This window comes from Labilibaculum sp. (assembly GCF_963664555.1).
GTDB lineage: Bacteria > Bacteroidota > Bacteroidia > Bacteroidales > Marinifilaceae > Labilibaculum.
Genome location: NZ_OY761461.1, coordinates 4,507,985 through 4,521,640, shown reverse-complemented (window position 1 = coordinate 4,521,640; position 13,656 = coordinate 4,507,985). Strand labels below are relative to the sequence as shown.

The window sequence follows — 13,656 nt, the reverse complement described above, 5'->3', positions numbered from 1 at the left end:
GTTAACAGAACAGTATTGTCTCGTTGAAACTAATAATTTTCATTCATGAATCGATGTTTATTTTCTCCCCATTTATTAATACGCAAAAACGAAATACATTCAACAAATGATTTTGCTTTAGAGTTGATAAAAACTCAAAAACCGTCAGCTGGAACTGTCGTTTTGACATTAAGTCAGACAAAAGGCCGCGGACAGCGCACAAATGTTTGGGAAAGTGAAAGTGGCAAAAACCTTACCATAAGTATCATTCTTACTCCGGAATTTCTACCAATACCACATCAATTCCAAATTTCTATGGTTATTTCTTTGGGGGTTTACGATTATTTGAGTGGATATTTAAAGAATGTTTCTATAAAATGGCCTAATGATATTTATGTTGGAAATGAGAAGATTGCCGGCATATTAATAGAACATTCCATTATGGGATCAGCCTTAAGTCACAGTATTTGTGGTTTAGGTTTAAATATTAATCAGTTAGAATTTGTATCCGATGCGCCAAATCCTACTTCACTGGCAATTTGTACCAATAAAGAGTACAATTTGGACGAAGAACTGACAAAATTGTTAGCCTGCATTGAAAATCGATATTTTCAGTTGGTGGATCAAAAGTCAGACCTGTTGGAAAAGGATTATCTGAAATCTATGTATTGGATGAATGAAAAGCACAGGTTTTCGGATGAAAATGGCACGTTTGAGGGCCAAATTGTTGGCATCACAGAGTATGGGCAGCTGCGAATTAAGGCTAATAGTATAGAGCGAATTTATAATTTTAAAGAGGTGAGCTTTATTCATTAGCTCACCTCTTATTTTTATTTTAAAAATGAACAGTAAATTTTACACTGGCATTTCTTCCTGGATTATAGAAGTTTAATGGTTTTAAGCTTGATAAATGATCTATGTAAACCTCGTTGAAAAGGTTGTTTACACTAAAAAGTAAACTTGTCTGGTATTTGCCTAATTTAATATCTGTACCAGTTTGAATGGCGATTAAATCATAAGCAGATGTTTTGCTCTCGAATTTAGCCGGATGCTTTTGCTCAAAAGAATGTTTCCAGTTTAAACTGATAAAAGGAGAATCGAAAACTTGATTTCCTTTGGCAAATAATCGAACAGAAGTATTTAGCTTGTGCTGAGGAATAAATGGTAAGCGTTCTCCATTATCTTGTTTCGCAATTACCATGGCATAGTCGGTATGAAATTTCATAAAGGAAACTGGAGCTAAATTTATTGCAAGTTCTCCACCATATAATTTGGCATCCTGTTGTGAATAAGAATATACAAAGCCTGTTCCTTCAGGAGCAGGTTCATCGGTCGGTGCCAAATACATATAATCGTAAATCTTGTTATAAAAAGCAGAAAAATCGATATTGCTATTACGAGTATGGTAATGAATTCCCAAATCGGATTCCAAACTTTTTTGTGGATCAAGATTTGCATTTCCTTCTTCAAATCGGTTTCCGTGTAAGCCATGTTGGGTTAGTTCTGCTAAATTTGGTACCCGATAACCGGTTGCAAAGTTTGTTCGCATAAGTAATTTTTCTGACAGATGAAATGTTGCGCCAACTGATGCATTTAAATTGTCGAATTGTCGGTTGATATGAACTGTTTCTTCTTCATGGTCAGCATGCACTCCTGGTTCAGCATGCGAATGTCCGCCGGCTTCTTGTTCAGGAACATACAATGACCGATGATCATATCTTAATCCTAATTGAATTCCTACAGTATTAATCTCCTTCTTTAAAAGAGCGAATGTCGAGAAATCATCAATTTGAGCGTTTGGAATGATATGATTTGGTGCTTCGTGATTGGTATTGGATTGATGCATTCCCTGAATTCCGATAAGGAATTCGGTTGTTTCAGAGCTTGGGAAATATAATTTACTATCATATGTGAAGGTATTTAAATCCATATCTACTAATCGGAAAACAGTTGATTCAGGGTTTCCGTTCAATCTTCGTTGGTTGAATTGATAAGCGGCATTCAATTCTAATTTATAGTTTCCCAAAAACAATTTGTTTCTCGATGAAATTAAATGTTGAGTCAGGTTTTGGTACCAACGATTATTTTTTCGGTTCCCTGCATTCACTAAATTTATTGATTCCTCATTGGTCATGCCAAGTTTGGGCTGTAGGTAATCGTAGTAAATTTTAAAACTTCCAAAATCTTTAACCATTCCCATGCCTAACTGCAATCCATCTGAGTTGAAGCGGGTATTGGGAACGTATTCCCCATTGCCATCTTTGTAATCCTTGTGAGATTGTTTGTTGGCGCGCAGCATCCAGAACCAATCTTTCTGAGAAGCTTTTACTCCAACAGTTGTTGCCAATCCCTGAGTTACGCTGTAGTATTCACTTGAGATATCTGCCTTTAAACTATTGGCAGGTGCAGGTTTCTCCCGTACGATATTTATTACACCTCCCATGGCATCCGATCCGTAAAGTAAAGATGCAGGACCTTTAATTACTTCGATATGATCAGCTCCTTCTTCGTTAATTAAAAATGGATGATCAGTTGAGAATTGAAAGTTTTCCAAACGCACTCCATTGTTTAGAAAAAGAATATTGTTTAAGGAAAGACCACGAATTACTGGAGTGCTGACTCCTGGACTCCTTGAAATCACATCTACACCTGGTATAGTCGCTAATTTCTCACCTAAGGAAGGTGTCGACAGCCTTTTCAGATCTTCTTTTGCAAGCACCGAAATTTTAATTGCATTTTCGTGTTGCGCAGAAGGAAAACCTCCCGAAACAACAATGTCCTGAGTCGTGACCGAAGTGAACTGCATGCTAATGTTTAGTTCTGTATTTTCTTTTGTTATTGATATGGTATTGATTGAACTTTCGTAACCGACAAATGAAAATTGCACTTTAATTTTGCCATTGGGCAAGTTTTCTAAGGCATAGTTTCCATCAGAATCACTAACAGTTCCTTTTTGAAGTTCAGGAATGAAAATACTTACACCGGGAAGAGCAGTTCCACTATCAAAGTCGGTGATTTTTCCAGAAATTTTATTGTTTTTTATTTCACCTAAGGCATAGGTGTATTGTGGCAATAGTAATAGTATTGCCAGGATATATCGTATCATGATAACTCGGAGTTATATTAATTTATGTAGTAAAATTTGAAACACATAGATATAATCGATAAGTTTCTGGGAACCTATCAACATTATACCTTCTGATCTATTCGTAATCAGATCAGCAAATTGAACATACTGTAAATGGGGGAGCCCTTAGGCAATAAGGAAGTTTGGATTTTTTATAAGATTTTTTAGTTGATTCTACAATTGGGACTTCAAATTTGAAAATCGCAATGGTTGGAATACTTGTAATATTTGCCGGAGTAAAGTAGAAATAGTCGAATCCCTGAATCTCACAAATATTTTCTATACTTGATGTGCTATGGTCGCACGAATATTTGTGATGTTCGTGATTGGGGAACATCATGTGTTCTGCCTTAATTAAAATTGGCAGAACAAAGGCTATGGATAATAGCCATGCAAGAATTCTATGATTTTTATTTAGAATCATTAAAGACAAAGCTATCTAAAAAAACGAAATGTACAAAAAAGCTGTTGAGATTTTCAACAGCTTTCATTAGATTGATTAATCCCTATTCAATACTTTGAAGCATATTGTAAGGAATTTGGGTCAGACCTTCGGCCAACTGATCAATTCCTTTTTCCAATTTCTTTTTCAGCATCATTTTCATCATGGCATTCAATTCTGCATGAACGGTTAATCTTATCCGTGTGTCATATGCATCTTTTTCAACCAGTTGAATCCAAATGTAGAATTCGAAAGGACTTCTGCCATATCCTGTCATTTTCAACACTTTGTTTTCTTCTTTTTCCACAAATTCCAAACCAGCTTCGCCAAAACCTTTTATCACGAAAGTGCAGTTGTTTTCGGTAGCTTCCCAATGCTCAATGTATTCTTTAAAATTTACTTTTTTCTTGGCTTGAGCTTCAATTTGTTCCTGAATCTGAGGATTGTTGGCAGCCAATTCGAATACCTTGGCAATTTTTCTGAAATCAGAAAAGAAACCATACACATCACTTACAGTATGTGGAATCTTTTTTACTTCACTAATAATTTTTGTTGTCGACATTTGTCTGTTCCTCCTTTAGAATGCAAAAGAGGGTATTCGCATTGGAATACTCTCTTTCGACTATTATTTTTTATAAAAAATGCGGCGCTTATTTTCTCCAGTTAGCCGGATCTTTTCTCCATTCTTTTAACTGATCAACATCTTCAGCTTTCACGTATCCAATTTCCTGAGCACGATCAATCATTACGTTGTAATTGCTTAATGTGTCTAATTTACAGTTTGCATTTGTGAAATTGTCAGCTGCAGTTTGAAAACCGTAAGTGAAGATTGCTAACATTCCCAGCACTTCGCAATTTGCTTCGCGCAATGCTTCAACAGCTTTTAAACTACTGCCGCCTGTCGAAATTAAATCCTCAATAACTACAACTTTTTGTCCGGCTTTAATTTCACCTTCAATTAGGTTTGTCATTCCATGGGCTTTCGCCGATGAACGGATATAAACCATTGGTAAATTCATTTCTTCGGCCACCAAAGCACCTAATGCAATTGCTCCTGTCGCTACACCGGCAATTACTTCCACCTCAGGATATTTTGCCAATACTGCCTCAGCAAAAGCTTTTTTAATGTAAGTTCTAACTTCCGGATACGAAAGTGTTTTACGATTATCACAATAAATTGGCGATTTCCATCCCGAAGCCCAAGTAAATGGGTTTGTTGGTTCTAGTTTAATTGCTTTTATTTGCAACAAATATTCAGCGACTTGTTTAGCAGTATCTTGCATTCTTTCAATGGATTTATGGATTGTTAAATGAATTCAAAAAGCGGAAATTCAGTTGATTGTATTTTTCCGAAGCGTTTTAAAATTCTACCGCAAATGTATAAAGTATTTTTTAAAGATCGAATCATTTTTTTAGGAGATAAAAGTGAGAGTATAAATTTCGAAGGGATGGTTTACGCTTGGGTGAAAAACGAGTCATTAGAAGGTCTTATTCTTCAGTTTGATGAAGATGAAAGTAAGGATGCAATTTTTATTGTTGCTGAAGATTTGGAACAGCTTTTCGAACACTTTGCTGCTTGTTTTGAGTATATCGAAGCTGCGGGTGGAAAAGTGTTCAATTCCAAGCAGCAGATTTTGGCAATTTACCGACTCGAAAAATGGGATTTGCCCAAAGGAAAAGTAGAAAAAGGCGAGTCGGTTCTTGAGGCTGCAGTTCGCGAGGTAGAGGAGGAATGCGGTATTACTGATCTGAAAATCGAAAAGGAATTGAATTCCACCTATCATACCTATTGGATGAAAGGCAAACACATGCTGAAACGAACCTACTGGTACCGAATGAGCTACTCAGGCTCAGAAATTTTGGTTGCTCAAACAGAAGAAGACATACAGGAAGTTAAGTGGCTTTCGCCTGATAATCTGGACGAATTCAAGGCAAATACTTATGCTTCTATTTTAGAGGTAATGAATGAGGCTTAATAGTGTTTTAGACCTATTTCTTATAAGCCTTTCTTGCTGCATCTCTGGCAATTTTGATAAATTCCAATTGAATATTTTCTTTTGGTCCCTGTGCTGGAGCCTTCATGATTTTACCTTCGGGATTAATAAGAATGTAAGTTGGAAAGGCTTTTACATTGTACTCTCCAAGTAAATGTTGTTGATCCCCAATATGAATAATTGGCCAGTCAATAGTCTTTTTTGTTGCAAAATTAAGATACATGCTTACATCCCAATCGCAGGCAATACTTAAAAATTCAATGTGTTCACCAAATTGTTTTTTCAGTTTCGCCATTTCTTTAAAATCCTGAAGGCAAGGATAACTTTCAGTGTTACAGAAATTCAGATATAAGAATTTCCCCTTGTAATTTGCCAATTGGTATTTTCCAATGGAGAAATCAGGAGCAGGGTAATTGGTATGCAAATGGGTAATTTTTCTGATGAAATTTTCACACAAATCCTGATTGTATTGGTTCGTGCTGTGATTTTTTAATTGTGACAGTATTTCAACTGTTTTGTTTCTGCTGTAGAATTTTCGGGAATAGGCATCAAATACCGATGTGGCAATAATCAATTCTCTGAATTGGATATTTTTATAAGCTGGATAATTCCGCATTAGTTCATTTATATCACGATAGCTGTTTTCTGATTTCAGAGCATTGGAAAGTTCGGAACTTTCTAACTGACTAAAATATCCGGTTAGGAAATTGCCATACTGTTTTTTGTAAAGACTTGTGTAGGCTGAATTATTTAGTCTGATTTTCTGATTTTCGAAATACTTTTGCTCAATTTTTGCAAACGAAGCCGGGTAGGCCAGGTATTCAATAAATCCTAAACGATAGGTCAAATAATCTTGAAAAAAGGGATTGTTAATATCTTTATATTCCAGTTTTAGTTCTTCCGAGAATTTAATTCCCGGTGAATTCTCTTTTTTTCTGTAAATTTTATTAAAGTTCTGATTAATAAAGGGATCAATTCTGTCGTCCAATTTGCGAACCAGTATATTAATATCATTTGGATCAGTATTCGCCACACCAATAAGAAGTTCTTCCTGTTCAAAAAACGGGTTTAATTTTTGTACAGGCGATAAATCTTTTTTAGGGGGTAATTTGATTTCGTACTCTTTGCCAGGTTCTAAATAGAGGAATCCTTTGTAAATGCCCAAAGGGAGAAATACCAAAGTAACTTCATTGAGATCTAAATCGATCGAAAAGGAACCGTCGGCCATAACGGTAAATTCTGTTATTGTTTTTTCGGAGTAGGTAAATACATCGGTGTGAAACTTAATCTCAATTTTAGATCCGGCGTAGCTTGTATTTGTACCATGAATTCGCACTGTATCTGCCAAAGAGACAGAAATTGAAATCAGCGACAAAAACAATAATAAAAGAATTCTCATTGGGGCAAATGCTTTGTGATGGTTTTACTTGATTATCTTAAGGGCAATGTCGACGTACTTTGGAATATCTAAAGTAATCTGGTCTTGTCTAATCTTATCCTTTTGCTTTCCTAAACGAACAACAACTGCATTTTTTTCAGCAATACTATAAATGTACTGACCTCGATGCCCTCTCATGTAGGGAATATTCATCTTTGAATAAGGAAGAATCCAATATTGAAATCCATAGAAATTTAATGGCTCTGTTTTTTCTTCATTTAAGAGATATGAAGCAGCTTTGGTTGCTTCCGTAATATATTCTTCCGATACCAATTGTACACCATTCCATTTTCCTTTATTCAAAACCAGTTGTCCGAAACGGGCAGCATCTCTGGCGTTGGTGTTGAAGCAGCAAAATGCTTTTTCATCTCCTTCTTTTTTATCCAGGCTCCATAATGCAGGCTGCGTTGCCTGCATTGGTTTCCAAAGCATGCGTTCAGCATATTTTGAAATGGTTTCACCGGTAGCTTCCTCTATAATGAACGATAAAAGTTGGGTATTTCCGCTTTGATATCTGAAATGAACCCCGGGTTTTTCAACCAGTTGCTGACTGGTAGAAACTTCTCTTAGGTTTTTGCCATAGTATGCTTTTGTGGTAATTGATGTTGGACTGCTGTAGGCTTCGTTCCAATCCAATCCTGAGCTCATGGTAAGCAGATTTTTGATAGTTATATCGCCACGTTCATCTTTCGAAAACTCTTTAAGATATTTACCAATAGGATCATTTATGGAATTAATTTTCCCTTGATCGATAGCAATACCAATTAGTAAACTAACGATACTTTTTGTAGCGGAAAATAAATTGGAAAATGATTCTGTTCCGTAATCATCCCAATATTCTTCATATAGAACGGTGCCGTTTTGAATAACCAAAAAAGCAACGGTTTCATGGTCTTCAAGATAATTCCGATCTGCCGGATCAAGGATGTATTCGTTATATTCTGCATCTTCCAACCAGTCTTCACCATTTTCAGCCGATACTTCTTTATTTTCAAAGATGGTATAGTCATCAATATTGGCATACCAATAAATAAGACTTGTTCTAAGGTAATTTGGAGCAATAAGCATCCATGCACCAGCAAGAACCGAAATAATGACAAGTATCTTTACGAGCTTAGACATAAGGTTAGTATTTGTATTTATAGGCTTCAGGATCTTTCACTTTGGGTAAAAATTGCAAGGCATTTCCACCGTGGCGGATGATATCTCTTACAATGGTAGAAGTAATAGGTGTGTGCTCAGGAGTTGTTAACAGAAATATGGATTCCAATTCGTAAACCATTTTTTTATTGATTTGAGCAATGGCTCTTTCGTATTCAAAATCGGCGGCAGTTCTAAGTCCGCGAAGTATATATTTAGCATTTTTAGATTGACAATATTCGACTGTTAATCCGCTAAATGTTTCTACCTCAATCTTTGGATTGTTCTCAAATGCCTCTTTTATCCATTGTATTCGCTTTTCGATAGGGAAAAATTGTTTTTTTTCTGAATTGTATCCGATACATATAATAATTTTATCAAATAAAGGCAATGCTCTAGTCACAATTGATTCATGACCTACGGTAAAAGGGTCGAATGAACCCGGGAATATGGCAGTGTGTTTCATTAAATAGATTTTAAGTGCTAAACAAAAATAGTAAGAATTATCGTAATGATTTTTGCTTTGGTTAAGAGTTTATTTTTTGTAGTAAATCCTTAAAATACTTTCCTGCTTTAAGCAGATGAGATTCAAACCAGGAAAACATTTCACCATCAACCAGTTCTATTTGTGCATTTGGTAATAAGTTCTGGATTTCGGGTATGTGTTTTTGGGTAAAAGGAAATGGTTCCGATGATAAAAAAATTAGATCAGGATTAAGTGTCTGAATTTCTTCATCAGTTAGTTGCGGATATCTTGAATTGTCATCTTCAATTGCGTTTTTAAATCCACATTTATTAATCATCGAATTAATAAATGTTTCTTTTCCAACTGCCATATATGGATCTTTCCAAATCAGATAAAGTACCCTTTGCGAATTTTGCTTGATCGGCAACTGCGAGAAAATGGCATGAATATGATTGGCAATTTCAAATGCCTTGGGTTCGGCACCTACAATTTTACCGGTATTCAGAATGTTTTGAAGGGCTTGATCGTAATTGCGGACTTTGCATACATAAACTGTAAATTTGTCCATTAAGGCTTCAATCTGATTCTTACTGTTTTCTTCTTCATTAGCAAATATTAAATCCGGATCCAGTAAATCAATCTTATCAAAGTATAAATCTTTTGTTCCTCCAATATTTGGGAGTTTTGCGATCTTATCTTTGGGATATTTGCAAAATTTTGTTTTGGAAATAACACGATCTCCTAATCCCAAATCAAATAGAAATTCGGTTGTGGATGGAACCGCAGAAATAATTCTTTTGGGAGGGAAAGGAATATTTACTTCTCTTCCTAAATCATCAGTAACTTTAATGAAATTGTCCATTGTTTAATCTTTATTTCTTTGTGCGAATTTGCAAAGAGCATTTTCCATGTCTTCGAAATCAGTAAATCATTTAGATTCCTCCTTTCCCACAGCTTTATAACTGAATTAATCCAAACAGTTATTTGTTCTATAGTCGGGATTATAAAATTAAGGAGATGTTTGCCCTTCTTTCCAATTTCAGCAAATTTTCGTGTATAGTATTTTGGTTTATTTCTGTTGTTAAGTAGTAGATAAATGTAGTTAATCAGAACCAAAATAAACTCTTTACGGTTTTGAAACAAACTTTGCAAACTGTGATATTAGTAAGTCGTTGTCGAAAGTATTTTGATGATAAAGTATTTTACCTTCTTGATTGACTAAAAATGCATGAAACTGGCGATCCAGATACTTGATAAGGTCAACGCTGTTGTCTATGCTCTCTATTTCGATATATTCATGCGAGGAGTCAATAACGGGCCGCCACTGTTTCCATTCTTTTGTCCCTTGAACAGGAAGCAGGTTGTAGGATGAATTCCGAATGAGACTTACCAGTTCAATGCCATTTTCTTTACAACTGATCTGCAATTGATCCAAAGCTTGATAATATGGCTCATTTTTATCCGTAGTCCAGGCTCTCCAGATATAAAATAAGTAATACTGGGCTTTTCGGTCTGTAAAATTGTATTCTTGCCCTTTAAGTGTAATGGAGCTAAGGTCAGGGAATTCGTTTCTGGTGAAAATTTGTTCAATTGTTTCAACACGTTTGTTTAAATTCTGCACATAAATTCCGTTTGGGTTGGCTATGTTAAGAGTTTTCAAGTAGATTTTCACATCGTCTAAACTGCATTTGGCGCCAAAATATTCCTGAAAAATTAAGTAAGACACAACTGGAGAAGATGCATAATTGTGAAAATATTCTTTTTTGAATTTGTTCAGTCTTTTGTATTCCGCAAGCAGCATTTTCTTTTTAATTGAATCTGAATTTACTTCCGGTAATTCAAGATCATTGGCTATTTTTAATTTTTGCTGATTATTTTTCTGCAGTTTATTTTGAAAATCTTCGTATCGGTTTTGAGCTTCGGATCCCGTGAGTTTCTTGATCAGGAAATTGTGTTTAAACTCATCTTTATGAACCAATAGATTCATTTTGGATGGAGATATGAAAATTTTTGCCCGTCTGTTTTTAGATAATCCAAGTTGTGCAGCGAATGCGTGATCTGTTTTTCCTGTAAACTGAAATTCCCCGTTTTTTGTAATTACAGAGTCAAGAAGAATAACATTTTCTCCGGTTTCCTGATAAAGAAACAGAGTTTCGTTCTGAATTCCTCCTATCATCCCTTCCAGAATGAATTTTGTGTTTTGTGAATAAGATTTGAAAACGATACCTGAGATGAAAATGAAGATAACTACTGCTTTTTTCATATGTCTAAATTTGTTTTTTATTGCCACATGGAACTCGCCAACTCAGTCATCCTCGTGTGTGGGAAAAGTCTTCTCATGGCTCGTTTCATATGCTTATTATTTTACGCGGTTAATAGATCGTGTTCTTAATTGAATATTGGTACTAAAGATAAGGATTCTTGATTTTAATTCTAATCATAAATTATTTCACAAGTAAGAAACTGATGAATTATTTTTTATTTACTTGTTAAGTATTTGTAAATTAGAATGATCCGCAATTGTTTAGTGATGTAGGAATTGGATAATAGAGTTTTTGCAAGGAATTTTCTTTTTGTAGTTTTTGATCAGTTAAGTTCGGGATTGATATGAATATTTTCAGAAGAGATTGCTTTTTGTCATTTAATTATTGGAGCTATTATGTCTGGATTTTTTGTTTAATCCAGAATTCGTGTGTTAAATCAAATAATTTTATCCTGTAAATCATGAAAAAAATTACTGTATTGGGAGCTGGTTTGGTTGGCAAAGCTATTGCCGTCGATCTAAGCAGTTCATATGAGGTTACTGCTGTTGATCAGAATGCGAATGCTTTGGGAAAGCTTGCCCGTTATCCAAGGATAAGAAAAAAAATTGCAGACCTGAGAGGGGAAGGTGTAATTCGGCGAATAGTTGCTGATTCGGATTTGGTAATTGGTGCTGTTCCGGGATTTATGGGATATTTCTCCGTTGGGGAAGTTATAAAGGCAGGAAAAAATATGGTTGACATTTCTTTTTTTTCTGAAGATCCGTTTGATCTTGATACTCTGGCAAAGAACAATGGCGTGTGTATTGTTACCGACTGTGGTATAGCACCAGGTATGGGAAATATTATTCTTGGTTACCACAACGAAAAAATGAAGGTAGAGCGATTTAGATGTTTGATTGGAGGATTGCCGATGGAAAGAGAATGGCCGTGGGAATATCGGGCTGTTTTTTCACCTGTTGATGTAATTGAGGAGTATATCAGGCCAGCCCGGTATATTTAATCTGGAGAGCTTGTAGTTCGTGAGGCTTTGTCTGATCCTGAATTGGTTTATTTTGATAAAATTGGAACATTGGAAGCATGGAATTCGGATGGTCTACGAAGCTTGATTAAGACCATAAAGGTTCCCAATATGATAGAGAAAACATTGCGTTATCCCGGAACAATTGAATATTTGAGGGTGTTAAGGGATACAGGGTATTTTTCAAGTGAGGAAATTGAGGTGTCAGGGAAGAAAGTGAGACCAATTGACTTGACTTCAAAATTGTTATTCCCGAAATGGAAGTTGAAGCCTGGCGAACGCGAATTTACGGTAATGAGAGTGGAGGTAGAAGGAATTGAAAATGGATTGAATAAAAGATTTACTTACGATTTATATGATGAATTTGATGTGAAAACAGAAATTACTTCTATGGCCAGAACCACTGGTTATACCTGTACAGCTGTTGCAAATATCTTACTGAAAGGAAAATATTTGCGTAAAGGCATGAATCCACCGGAATATATTGGCAGAAATGAGGAGTGTTTCCAATTTATTTTTAATTATTTAAAGGATAGAGGGGTGACCTATTCTGTAAAATAATCGATTACAAATAATCGATGGAAGAGTTTTTTGTTTTGGCAAATGGAGCAACTGCACGATTGTAAATTCCTTGAACGTAGGCAATTGCCATTCCGTAATTTGTGACAGGTATTCCTGCATCTATGGCAGGTTGCAGACGATTGCTCAATTGTTTTGTGGTAATCATACATCCTCCGCATTGAATCAAAAGAGCGTAATCTGTTATTTTTCCAGGGATTTCATCCAGACCGGCAATTACCACAAATTCCAGTTTCTTACCGGTAAAGTTGGAAATCCATCGGGGAATTTTAACTCTTCCAATATCATCACAAGAACTGTGATGAGTGCAACTTTCAAGTAGTATAATCTTATCACCATCAACCAGGTTTGAAATTTTCGGAGTCCCTTTTAGGTAAGCATTAAAATTTCCTTTGAAATGTGCCAGCATTATACTGAAACTAGTTAATGGAATATCAGAAGGAATGGATGCTCCGGCTTTTAAAAACACCTGACTATCGGTGACAACCAGCTTTGGTTTAATTCCGGTTTTACGTAAAAACGCATCAACTTCCCGCTCTTTCAAAACAATGCACACGGCATCATTATCCAAAATATCTCTTATTGCCTGAACTTGCGGCAAAATCAATCTGCCTTCAGGAGCTTCAATATCAATTGGAGTTATTAAAAGAATGATGTCGCCGTATGAGATCAAATCTCCCAAAAGTGAAGGAGTAGTATAGGCCGATTCGGGAATTGTTATTTTAATACTTTTAACAATAGGTTCGATATTGGCTTTGTAATTGGAAAAGTGAAGAATGTCTTTAGATCCGTATTGTTTCAGTAAATCAGTTGTTTGCTGATTTAAAAGCTCAATATCTTCTTTGTTGTGTACTGTAATGAACGGAACATTTTGTTTGTTGAAATTATCAATCAGTCCTAATTCAAAATCACCAAAAGTATTCTGAGTGATTACAAGAACAGCAAGATCTATTATTTTTATGATCTGATTGGTTTTTGTAATCCGTTTTTCACCCAACTCACCGGTATCATCAATTCCCGCCGTGTCAATTAGAATAACAGGGCCAAATCCCGTAATTTCAAAAGATTTTTTTACCGGATCAGTTGTTGTCCCTGCAACATCCGAAACAATTGCAATATCTTGTCCGGCCAGAAAATTGATGAGAGTGCTTTTCCCATTGTTTCTTCTTCCAAAAATTCCAATATGAGGACGTCTTTCTCTTCCCATTG

13 protein-coding genes are annotated in these 13,656 nt (G+C 35.6%); 4 read left to right on the top strand and 9 right to left on the bottom strand.

Features of this window, described 5'->3' with window-relative positions:
- Positions 1-45: 45 nt before the first annotated feature.
- A complete protein-coding gene (locus tag ACKU4N_RS17950; RefSeq protein WP_321318739.1) occupies positions 46-795 on the top strand; it encodes a biotin--[acetyl-CoA-carboxylase] ligase in 750 nt (249 codons plus the stop codon).
- A 19-nt stretch (positions 796-814) separates the two neighbouring features.
- On the opposite strand, the gene ACKU4N_RS17945 is transcribed toward ACKU4N_RS17950, so the two are convergent.
- From ACKU4N_RS17945 to pyrE, 3 genes are all read right to left on the bottom strand, one after another.
- On the bottom strand, positions 815-3,085 hold the full coding sequence (locus tag ACKU4N_RS17945; RefSeq protein WP_321318737.1) for a TonB-dependent receptor: 2,271 nt from the start codon (positions 3,083-3,085) through the stop codon (positions 815-817).
- A gap of 527 nt (positions 3,086-3,612) precedes the next feature.
- On the bottom strand, positions 3,613-4,110 hold the full coding sequence (locus tag ACKU4N_RS17940; protein ID WP_124992466.1) for a hypothetical protein: 498 nt from the start codon (positions 4,108-4,110) through the stop codon (positions 3,613-3,615).
- 88 nt (positions 4,111-4,198) lie between these two features.
- The gene (pyrE, locus tag ACKU4N_RS17935) at positions 4,199-4,831 is read right to left on the bottom strand and encodes an orotate phosphoribosyltransferase (RefSeq protein WP_124992465.1); all 633 of its coding nucleotides are present in this window, start codon (positions 4,829-4,831) and stop codon (positions 4,199-4,201) included.
- Positions 4,832-4,924: 93 nt separating this feature from the next.
- Here pyrE and ACKU4N_RS17930 point away from each other — a divergent pair, with 93 nt between their 5' ends.
- Positions 4,925-5,524, top strand: a complete 600-nt coding sequence (locus tag ACKU4N_RS17930) for an NUDIX domain-containing protein (protein ID WP_321318733.1) — start codon at positions 4,925-4,927, stop codon at positions 5,522-5,524.
- Positions 5,525-5,537: 13 nt separating this feature from the next.
- On the opposite strand, the gene ACKU4N_RS17925 is transcribed toward ACKU4N_RS17930, so the two are convergent.
- The 5 genes from ACKU4N_RS17925 to ACKU4N_RS17905 form a co-directional block, all read right to left on the bottom strand.
- Positions 5,538-6,941 carry a TlpA family protein disulfide reductase gene (locus tag ACKU4N_RS17925; RefSeq protein WP_321318731.1) on the bottom strand — a complete coding sequence of 468 codons (1,404 nt, stop codon included), beginning with the start codon at positions 6,939-6,941 and terminating at the stop codon, positions 5,538-5,540.
- Between the two features lie 24 nt (positions 6,942-6,965).
- On the bottom strand, positions 6,966-8,102 hold the full coding sequence (locus ACKU4N_RS17920; protein WP_321318729.1) for a serine hydrolase domain-containing protein: 1,137 nt from the start codon (positions 8,100-8,102) through the stop codon (positions 6,966-6,968).
- 4 nt (positions 8,103-8,106) lie between these two features.
- Complete coding sequence (coaD, locus tag ACKU4N_RS17915; RefSeq protein ID WP_321318727.1) at positions 8,107-8,586, bottom strand: pantetheine-phosphate adenylyltransferase; 480 nt, start codon at positions 8,584-8,586, stop codon at positions 8,107-8,109.
- Between the two features lie 61 nt (positions 8,587-8,647).
- Complete coding sequence (locus tag ACKU4N_RS17910) at positions 8,648-9,448, bottom strand: ABC transporter substrate-binding protein (protein WP_321318725.1); 801 nt, start codon at positions 9,446-9,448, stop codon at positions 8,648-8,650.
- Positions 9,449-9,712: 264 nt separating this feature from the next.
- Positions 9,713-10,849, bottom strand: coding sequence for a DUF4369 domain-containing protein (locus ACKU4N_RS17905; RefSeq protein WP_321318723.1), 1,137 nt, complete (start codon positions 10,847-10,849; stop codon positions 9,713-9,715).
- Positions 10,850-11,310: 461 nt separating this feature from the next.
- Here ACKU4N_RS17905 and ACKU4N_RS17900 point away from each other — a divergent pair, with 461 nt between their 5' ends.
- Together ACKU4N_RS17900 and ACKU4N_RS17895 are read left to right on the top strand one after the other, a co-directional pair.
- Positions 11,311-11,850, top strand: a complete 540-nt coding sequence (locus ACKU4N_RS17900) for a saccharopine dehydrogenase family protein (RefSeq protein WP_321318721.1) — start codon at positions 11,311-11,313, stop codon at positions 11,848-11,850.
- A gap of 27 nt (positions 11,851-11,877) precedes the next feature.
- Positions 11,878-12,429 carry a saccharopine dehydrogenase family protein gene (locus ACKU4N_RS17895; protein ID WP_321318719.1) on the top strand — a complete coding sequence of 184 codons (552 nt, stop codon included), beginning with the start codon at positions 11,878-11,880 and terminating at the stop codon, positions 12,427-12,429.
- Positions 12,430-12,433: 4 nt separating this feature from the next.
- Here ACKU4N_RS17895 and hydF read toward each other — a convergent pair whose 3' ends face one another.
- Entirely contained in the window at positions 12,434-13,654 is a 1,221-nt protein-coding gene (gene hydF / locus ACKU4N_RS17890; RefSeq protein ID WP_321318717.1) for a [FeFe] hydrogenase H-cluster maturation GTPase HydF, read from the bottom strand.
- Positions 13,655-13,656: the final 2 nt, after the last annotated feature.